This is a genomic window from Streptomyces yokosukanensis (genome assembly GCF_001514035.1).
In the GTDB taxonomy this organism is placed as follows: domain Bacteria; phylum Actinomycetota; class Actinomycetes; order Streptomycetales; family Streptomycetaceae; genus Streptomyces; species Streptomyces yokosukanensis.
Window position 1 is genome coordinate 1 of the sequence record NZ_KQ948244.1, and the last position, 7780, is coordinate 7780.

At 68.0% G+C, this 7780-nt stretch carries 7 protein-coding genes and 2 pseudogenes; 4 read left to right on the forward strand and 5 right to left on the reverse strand.

Annotated features, from left to right (window positions below; all coding sequences use genetic code 11):
* Window positions 1-66: 66 nt before the first annotated feature.
* The 3 genes from AQI95_RS42580 to AQI95_RS42590 form a co-directional block, all read right to left on the reverse strand.
* Window positions 67-1221 carry an oxygenase MpaB family protein gene (locus AQI95_RS42580; protein ID WP_244189087.1) on the reverse strand — a complete coding sequence of 385 codons (1155 nt, stop codon included), beginning with the start codon at window positions 1219-1221 and terminating at the stop codon, window positions 67-69.
* A 448-nt stretch (window positions 1222-1669) separates the two neighbouring features.
* Window positions 1670-2608 carry a glycerophosphodiester phosphodiesterase family protein gene (locus AQI95_RS42585; protein WP_208614411.1) on the reverse strand — a complete coding sequence of 313 codons (939 nt, stop codon included), beginning with the start codon at window positions 2606-2608 and terminating at the stop codon, window positions 1670-1672.
* 699 nt (window positions 2609-3307) lie between these two features.
* Window positions 3308-3547, reverse strand: coding sequence for a hypothetical protein (locus AQI95_RS42590; protein WP_067136681.1), 240 nt, complete (start codon window positions 3545-3547; stop codon window positions 3308-3310).
* Between the two features lie 736 nt (window positions 3548-4283).
* On the opposite strand from AQI95_RS42590, the gene AQI95_RS42595 reads away from it, so the two are divergent.
* Entirely contained in the window at window positions 4284-4526 is a 243-nt protein-coding gene (locus AQI95_RS42595) for a chaplin (RefSeq protein ID WP_067136682.1), read from the forward strand.
* 132 nt (window positions 4527-4658) lie between these two features.
* Here the strand turns inward: AQI95_RS42595 and AQI95_RS46000 are convergent.
* Window positions 4659-4967, reverse strand: a pseudogene (locus AQI95_RS46000) (glutaredoxin domain-containing protein); the annotation flags it as partial.
* On the opposite strand from AQI95_RS46000, the pseudogene AQI95_RS42600 reads away from it, so the two are divergent.
* Window positions 4960-6090, forward strand: a pseudogene (locus AQI95_RS42600) (transposase); the annotation flags it as partial. The pseudogenes AQI95_RS46000 and AQI95_RS42600 sit on opposite strands and share 8 nt — an antisense overlap.
* Before the next feature lie 73 nt (window positions 6091-6163).
* On the opposite strand, the gene AQI95_RS42605 reads toward AQI95_RS42600, so the two are convergent.
* The gene (locus tag AQI95_RS42605) at window positions 6164-6640 is read right to left on the reverse strand and encodes a MarR family winged helix-turn-helix transcriptional regulator (protein WP_067136725.1); all 477 of its coding nucleotides are present in this window, start codon (window positions 6638-6640) and stop codon (window positions 6164-6166) included.
* A 150-nt stretch (window positions 6641-6790) separates the two neighbouring features.
* On the opposite strand from AQI95_RS42605, the gene AQI95_RS42610 reads away from it, so the two are divergent.
* Both AQI95_RS42610 and AQI95_RS46005 read left to right on the forward strand, forming a co-directional pair.
* Complete coding sequence (locus AQI95_RS42610; protein ID WP_159056718.1) at window positions 6791-7585, forward strand: alpha/beta fold hydrolase; 795 nt, start codon at window positions 6791-6793, stop codon at window positions 7583-7585.
* A gap of 34 nt (window positions 7586-7619) precedes the next feature.
* On the forward strand, window positions 7620-7780 hold a 161-nt coding region (locus tag AQI95_RS46005; protein ID WP_159056728.1), incomplete at its 3' end, for an NmrA family NAD(P)-binding protein.

The window sequence follows — 7780 nt, forward strand, 5'->3', positions numbered from 1 at the left end:
GCGCTCAGCCTACGTCATGCACCGGGCAGCTCCGCGCGGCGGGTCTTCGATGAAGCGGCTTGGTTGTCAGCGGTTGTCGTTGAGGTCTTGGTGCATCTGGGGCTGGTTGTCCTGGTCGTGGGTGAGGGCGTACAACTCGACCTGGTTGAAGGCCTTCGAGGCCACGCCGAGGATCTCGTCGTAGGGATTGATCCCGGTGGCCTTCTTCACGGTGTCGCCGCCGAGTCCGCCGATCGTGCTGCTGAAGATGCTGTGCATGGCGGCGCCGGGTTTGGCCGCGAGGTCGACGATGCTCTTGGGGATGCCGGCCATATCGGCGTACTTGTCGGTGAAGGCGGTTCGAACCATGGCGATGAAGGGTTCGTAGGACCCCGGCGGGAGGATCTGCTCCTTGTAGAACTTCAGGGCCTGCTCGGTCATGAACGTGCAGTCCTCGCTCGCCCTCCACTCCCGCTCCCGCTCGATGTTCCACAGCCGGTCGGCCAGGTCGGCGTCCTTGGGCACCAGCCACTTGTCGGGGGTACCGAGGTAGTGGTTGATGTAGTGCCAGGCGCTCACGAAGCCTTGCGCGTCGTCCTTGGTCACGTGGACGCCGAGGTTCTTCATAGCCTGGAGGATCTGCACACTGAAGATGCAGATGGCGCCGGTGGTGTACTTCTGCGAGACCGGCTCGCCCCACTTGGCGTAGTCCCACTTGCCGCTCTTCTCGTGCAGCTGCCGGACGGATGCGTGGACCAGGCGCACCTTGGTCACGGTCGCCGCCAGAGTGCCGTTGCGCAGCGCATCCTCGTCACCCATCCCGATGAACAGGCGCGAGGACTGCGACAGACGCCGGCCAGGGCCTTCCACGCCGCCCAGACGTCCGGTCGAACGCAGGGTGTAGGCACCGGTGGGGGAGAGGTACGTGCCGATCAGCCCGACCGTGCCCTGCAGCATGGAAGCCACGCCGTGGTGGTGGGCGAAGAAGCCTTCCGCTGCCTTGACGTCGGCCGCGCTCCAGCCGGGCGGCTCGTCGGAGGCGTCGTGCAGGAACTGCGCGAGCCGCTCGGGCAGGTTGGACAGGTCGGACATCGCCATGTGCGGCTTGAGCGTACCGATGGTGCGGAACAGGCCGTTGACGCCGTCGACCTCCCGATGGTCGATGAGGTCGGACACCAGCGCGTCGGCGGCTGGATCACCCTCCTGGTTCGCGGCTTCCAGCTCCGCTGCAACAGTCTCCACGGTCAAAGGCACAGTGCTGCTCCCTTCTGCACGGTGATGACGGGGGCGTGCCCGCGGGTCGAGGCGTGGACGCGGTGTTGGCCAAGCACCCGATGGCGGCCACACGGACGATCATGCCCGTCACCGTGCGTGACTTAGATGAGCCGAACGAGTGGGGCGGTCGCGCAAGCGGGGCGCACATGAGGGCGCACGAAGTGACCGCACCCTGCTCGCGCTTCCGTGCCTGAAGACGGACGTTGCTCTGCTCGCCGTATCGCCCGTGGTGTCGCCGCCAAGGGGGCCCGCTGCGTTCGGGTTCCGTCAGGCGAGGCCGACGGCTGGCCCTCGGTCGCTTGCGGTCGAGCCGGAGCGCCGTGCCGAGGAGGGCTCCAGGGTGTCGGCCAGGTGGTCCATCCGGATGGCGTTGTCGCATGCGTGGAGTGGTCGACGGGCTACGCGGATTTGGGACTTATTGCGCTCCGGTGAGGATGGTGCGGGGTGAGTCGACGACTACGGCGGTGGCGGCGAGACGTGTGGCGGTGCGCAGGTCGCCTGGTGTGTTGACGGCGAGCATGACGATGGGGGTGCGGGCGGAGCGGGAGCGGAAGCAGGCGACGGATTGAGGGGTCCACAGCTGGGCGGTGACGGCGGCATCTCCGGTACCCAGGGTGAACTTCTCCTCCAAGGTCATCTGGCGTTTGAGTTCGAAGCCGGCCCATGAGCTGGCCGGAGGTGTGCTCCTGCAGGTGTGCTCGAGAACCACTTCGGCCAGCCGCTGCCGTGTCGCGTCGCGTGCCTCGGCCACCTGCGCTCTGGCGTTGGCGGAGAGCAGGGTGGTGACCTCGGCATCGGTCGAGTACAGCTTGACGCGGTCCCACGCCTTCTTTTCATCGAGCAGGCGGGTCACCGCGTCGACGACGTGCTGGGCAGGTGCCTGTTTGAGGTCCAGGTAGATCTGTTTGCCCGGGGGCATGACGTGCAAGGCGGCTTCGAGGGTGGGGATGTGGACGGGGTGGGCTCGATAGGGGTAGGAGCCGTCAGGCCCCTTGAAGTCGTAGGCGGCGTTGAGCTTGACCAGCTCGTCCAAGGTCTTGCCGGCGACGGGGCCGGAGCCGTCCGTCAGCGCCGACAGGTCGGTGGGCCGGTACAGGACCGGTACGCCGTCCTTGCTGGCCTGGACGCTCAGCCATTCCCCGTCCACGCCCGCTTTCAGCGACTCGGTGATGGCCAGCACGGTGTTCTCAGGAAAGTCGCTGGTGCCCGCCCGATGGGCGATGACCAGAGGCCTGGTGCTCGCCTGCTCGGCCTGTGCGGAGTCCGGGATGCTCGCGGTGAGCGCAGGGACGGCGCAGGCCATCGCGACAGCGGCGAGAGCCAGGGCGGACCTGCTTCGCACGACTGCTGCCACTGCGTGATCGTGGGATTGCATGACCGTGATCGTAGGGAGGCGACGGGTGATGCTCCTGGAGCATCCGGCCGATTCCCCCAGAGGTGGAGCCGCTCCTGCGCAGCCGCCGCAAACGCGGCCTGACCAGAAGCAACGACACGCCAGCATGCCGTCCGGGTACACCTGGCCGGGGCCGGTCTGTTCGGCCGCTCCACCACCATTGGCAGCGAGCAGGGCGGCGAGGTTGCAGAGGCTGGATGCCAGGCGGAAGTTGCGTTGCTGAAAGGCGAGATCGGCGCGGTGACGTAGATCTGCGATGCGCTTGGTGAGCGGCGGGCGGAAGCGGCGCGAGCGGGAAACGGTGTAAGGCGGGGAGGGAGCCGGAGGTAGGCATACCTATTTCTCCTGGAGGAAGATTTCCCTGGCCGCCCACTCGGCGGCACACGGTACCGAGGCCGAGCAGGTTGTCCACGTGGCGAGAGGGTCCGGCATCAGCCAGTGAGCCGACACCGCAAGGACCCTTCTGGGAGCTGCGCTGCGATCACAGTCCCCATGGAGGGCGCCACGGAAGCCGGGAGAGGGGAGCCCTCACTTGCCTGGACGCATGGTGGCTTGTGGAAGAAGCGTGGTGACGTCCCGGTGCCAGTCGTCCGGGAGCCCGTATCGGCGTGGTCATGTGCGGGAGGGGAGCGCCGGTACGGGCTCCATCTCGATGCGGGGTCAGGAGGAGTGGTTGAGTACGTTGCCGTTCACGCAGTGGTTGACCGTGTCGCTCAGCGAGGCGCCGCCGATCGGGACGACAGCCAGTTCCTGGAAGCACACGGCCGCCGCGCTGAAGTTCCAGTTGTTCGCGGCATTCACGCCGGGGCCGAAGTTCGAGTCGGTGTCGGCGTACGCGGCCGGCGCGGACAGGGCCAGGGCTGCGAGGGGAAGAGCCGTCAGCGTCATGATCTTGTTCATGCCTGGCCAACGACCCGTCCGCGAAGAGGATGCGGTCCACCGAAGTGATCATCGGAAGGGGTGGCGTCCGCACAGCGGGATCGTGCGGCCGACCGCGTGCAGCTGGCGATGCGGAGGGGGAGGACCGGTTGTCCGGCTGGGCCACCTAGACAGACGCCGCTACGTCAGCTGAGCTGGAGGCCGGGGAGGCTGGGGTGTTTGTGTGCCGGCTGACAGCGCCGGGCGCGGACGCGAACAAGTGGTTCTCTCCGGTGCCGGCCGTCGGTACCGGTGATCTCCGGGATCAGCTCCGCCCTGGGGGCGACAGGCGGTGGTGGGCCCGTTGGATACGGCCGCGTTTGGTCGGGCGTCCCGGTCCCGGCCGGCGAGGGTGATCGTCAGGCGTGTGTCTGTGTGGGCTCTGGCCTTATGCCACGCGTAGGTCAAAGCCGAGGTCCGACGCTGTGTCGTCCAGGTCCCGGGCGTGCCGAAGAGCGGTGATGAGCCGGTCGGCCTGTCAGGCATGGGGCGCGGCGGGATCGGTCATGCTCGTGCACCATACGGGCAAAGGGCCGTGCTCCGGCGCAGCCCGACGTAACCGCCGCCGAGGGCAGCGCCTGTCTGATCCTCGAAGGGACCGGCTCCAGGTACCAACTGAAGGAGTGGTTTCTCCCGACTTCTCCTGGGCCAGGCGTTTTTCTGCAGACCGCCGGGACAGTGAACGGTGTGATCACCGCCCCAATTGAAGGAGAACTCGATGCAGGTACGTCTTCCTCTGACTGCCGCTGCTCTGGCGGCTGTCGCGGCCCTCGGCTGCGTGGGCGCCGCAGCTGCGCACGGTGGCGCCGATGCCAATGGCGAGGCCAAGAACTCTCCCGGAATTGTGAGCGGAAACCTGGTTCAGGCACCGGTGGACGTGCCCGTCAACGCGTGCGGCGACACCGTCTCGGTCGTCGGGATTCTCAACCCCACATTCGGCAACATCTGCGAAAACGTCTAGACGCTGAGCGCCTGTCAGGCCGCTCTTCGAGCGGGACGGTACCGCCCACGCGTCGCCGTCCCGCTCAGCTTGTCGTCTAACCTCCGTGCGCTGTGGGTCTGCGGGCGCCTCTCCGTAGGGTGCGGTTTCTGATCACACGGAGTGGGAGAGCTGCTCGCGCATCCATTCGGGAACGGGGTTGGTGTGTGGCTGGCCCGCCACGACGACGGTCGGGACGGTCTCGTTGCCGTCGTTGGCTGCTCTCACCGCTGCAGCTCCTGCCGGGTCTCGCCAGATGTTGACCCAGTGCAACTGGCGGCCGCTGCGGCCCAGCCGGATGCGCAGTCGAATGCAGTACTTGCAGCCCGGACGCCGGAAGGCGACCGGTCGGCCGTCGACTGCGCTGCGGCGTTGTGCCTCCTCCGCCCCGATTGACCTTGGGTAGATCAGGGGCGCGGACACCGCACCTGACCGGTGCTTTTGCCACACCTACGGGTACGGCGAGAACAAGCACCTGATGATCCCCGGCTGGCCGTACTCGGTCGTGGCCGCGCTGGAGACAGGGCGGACCTCGTGGACCGCAATCCTGGACGCCGTCCTGCTGACGCTGGGCGCCGATGTCGCCGCCGTCACCTCTACTCAAATCCGAGAAGTGGTCGAGCGACTGGTCGCCGCGGGCCAGTGGGAGGACGGTGACGCCGACGTCTTGGTTGTTGTCGATGCCGGCTACGACGCTCCTCGGATTTCACACCTGCTGGCTGACCTGCCTGTCGAGCTCCTGGGCCGGACGCGGTCGGACCGGGTGATGCGTCGCTCGACCCCGCCCCGGGTTTACGACCCGAAGGGCGGCCGGCCGCCCAAGCGCGGCAGCGAGTTCGTCTTCGGCCAGCCCGACACCTGGGGCGAGGAGCGCGTGGTGACCGTCACGGACACCCGTCTCTACGGGAAGGCAACTGTCCGGGCCTGGGACAGGCTCCATCCCCGGCTCACCCGCCGGGCCGCCTGGATCGACCATTCCGCCGAGCTGCCCATCATCGAAGCCACGGTCATCCGTCTGGAGGTCTCGCACCTTCCGTCCGGCGCCGAGCCGAAGCCGTTGTGGCTGTGGTGGTCCAAGACCGGCGCCACCGCGGCCGACGTCGACCGCTGCTGGCAGGTGTTCCTGCGAAGGTTCGACGTCGAGCACACCTACCGGATGATGAAGCAGACCTTGGGTTGGACGGCTCCGAGGCTCCGCATCCCGCAAGCCGCCGACCGGTGGACCTGGCTCGTCGTCGTCGCCCATACCCAGCTCAGGCTCGCCCGCTCCCTCGTCCAGGACCTCAGGCACCCCTGGGAGAAGCCAGCCCCGCCCGAACGGCTCACCCCGGCCCGAGTCCGGCGGGGGTTCAGAAGCATCCGACCAACGGCCGCATCCCCAGCCGGTGCACCGAAACCCGCCCGGCCCGGCCCCGGCCGACCACCGGGAGCCAGGAACCTGCACCGGGCCACCCGCCATGACGTAGGCAGAGTCCTCGCCACCGGCCAACCCTTCCAGTGGCCTACCCACCACAAGGTCGGCACGAAGCCCCGGCGCACGGGCTAAAAGCCAAGCTAGACAGGCTTGGCGCCCTTTCCTTTAGGGCTACTTGATGCCCGCCTGCCGCGACGCCCCTTCGTCAGGTCCTCTGCTGCTGTGTGGACAGGGCGTCAGCGAGGCGAGTCACGGCGTGAGCGAAGTCGGGCAGCAGGTCCTCGGGAACCTGGTCGAGGACGCGGCGCCGGGCGCTGGCCAGGTGCGCGGGCTGGGCGGCCTGCATGGTGCGCAGGCCGGCATCGGTGAGGACGGCCTCGTTGCCTCGAGCGTCTTCACCGTGCCGCTCCTTGCGGACCAGGTCGTGGTTGCTCAGACCGTTGACCACACGCGTGATCCGCGAAGGCGTGAGGCCGGCGGCGGTGGCGAGGGCGGACATGCGCATGCGGCGGTCGGGGGCCTCGGAGAGCAGGAGCAGTACGGCGAACTCGGTCATGGTGACCCCGGTGCGGGACATGTCCTCTTCGAGGGCCCGCGGCAGCGAGTGGACCAGGCGACCCAAGCTCTGCCAGAGGCGCAGCTCGTCCTGGTTCAGCGGGGCGGGATCGTCAGTGGCAACCATGCCCACCATCGTATTTGACGAAGCAAGCAAGCGGAGGCAATCATTGCTTAGGCAAGCAATAAGAAAGGTGGAGTGATGGCCCCTCCAGCACCCGCGCCTGACGGGTTTGCGCACGCCTACACCGATGTCAACGGCGTTCGACTGCACTACGTGAGCGGGGGAAGCGGCCCCGCAGTGGTCCTCGTCCATGGCTGGCCGTTCACCTGGGTCGAGTGGCGGGCGGTGATGCCGCTACTGGCCGAGCGCGGCTACACGGTGATCGCCCCGGACTTGCGCGGCTCGGGCGACTCCTCGGTCCCGGCCGGCCGCTGGACCAAGCGCGACGAGGCCGAAGACCTGCACCAGCTGCTGGGTCACCTCGGCCACGAGCGGGCGTTCGTGGCTGGTACGGACGTGGGCACGATGACCGTCCACGCATGGGCCCAGGCCCACCCGGACGACATCTCCCGCCTCGTGCTCAGCGAAGCGTTCCTGCCCGGCTACGGGCTCGAAGACCACATGAACCCGGCCGCCGGAGGCTCCTGGCACTTCGGCTTCCACGCCCAGAGCGAGCTGGCAGCCCTGCTCACCGAGGGCAAAGAGGAGCAGTACCTGTCCGGCTTCTGGTCGATGATGACCAAGGGCGGCATCACTGAGTCCGACCGCGCCGAACTGCTGCGCGCCTACACCCGGCCGCATGCGATGCGCGGTGGTTTCGAGCACTACGCGACCCTCGTCGACGACGGCCGTACCGCCCGCGCTGGCGGCGTGCTCGAGATGCCGGTTCTGGTCCTCAACGGCGAACACGGACTGCCCCAGCACGTCCTGCTGGAAGGCGCCCGTCAGGCGGCGCGTGAGGTGAGCGCCGACATCATCCTCGGCGCGGCACACACCTTCGCCGCCGACAACCCGCACGCCACCGCCGAACGGCTGGCCCGCTTCTTCACCACCAACCCCGGCATCTGACCCGCCACACATAAGACCAAGCTCAGGAGTCCCCATGGAGATCCTCGTCATCGGTGCCACCGGCTACGCCGGCCGCCGCGTCTCAGCCGCTCTGGCCCGCGCCGGTCACACCGTTCTCGGTCTCGTCCGCGACCCCGACGCGCCCGTTGTCCAGGCCCTTCAGGCCGATGAAGTCGACACTGTCCACGGCAACTT

Coding starts and splice junctions, on each gene's coding strand:
- AQI95_RS42590 (WP_067136681.1), bottom strand. CDS start 3,547: ATGAACAAGATCATGACGCTGACGGCTCTTCCCCTCGCAGCCCTGGCC.
- AQI95_RS42595 (WP_067136682.1), top strand. CDS start 4,284: ATGCAGGTACGTCTTCCTCTGACTGCCGCTGCTCTGGCGGCTGTCGCG.
- AQI95_RS42605 (WP_067136725.1), bottom strand. CDS start 6,640: ATGGTTGCCACTGACGATCCCGCCCCGCTGAACCAGGACGAGCTGCGC.